Source organism: uncultured Vibrio sp., assembly GCF_947488985.1.
In the GTDB taxonomy this organism is placed as follows: domain Bacteria; phylum Pseudomonadota; class Gammaproteobacteria; order Enterobacterales; family Vibrionaceae; genus Vibrio.
The window spans coordinates 1-354 of sequence record NZ_CANLBV010000331.1 but is presented as its reverse complement, the minus strand read 5'-3'; the positions used below and the strand labels follow the sequence as shown (position 1 = coordinate 354).

General features: G+C 44.6%; 1 protein-coding gene. It reads right to left on the bottom strand.

The window, feature by feature from the left end:
* The coding region (locus tag Q1A70_RS20565) for a transposase (protein WP_299695922.1) at positions 1-354 on the bottom strand (354 nt) is incomplete at both ends.

Below are 354 nucleotides of genomic sequence, written 5' to 3'. Positions count from 1 at the left end.
GCCTTCGGGACTATCAATCTTGTCTTTCATGGCTTGCATGTGGTCAAAGTCTTTGGTGTTTTTATAGATAAAGAAGACTTGTCGGCCTTGCTGTTTACCTGGTGGCTTTCTCATGCACTGGGGTTGATGCACACAGTTTCGACAGTCATTGAGATAACCGCAAAATTGGGCACCACGCTCTCCGCTTATTACGGCATTTTTGCTGCTGAGGCGCATCATATTTCCAGCAGGACAACGGCAAGTCATAGCGTCTTGGTCAAACTCAAACATAGAAATGGGGTAACAGGTTTTACCTGTTTTAGAACGTTTTTTTCGTTTCTTTGCCTGCTCAGTTTGATAGGTCTCACTGCTTTG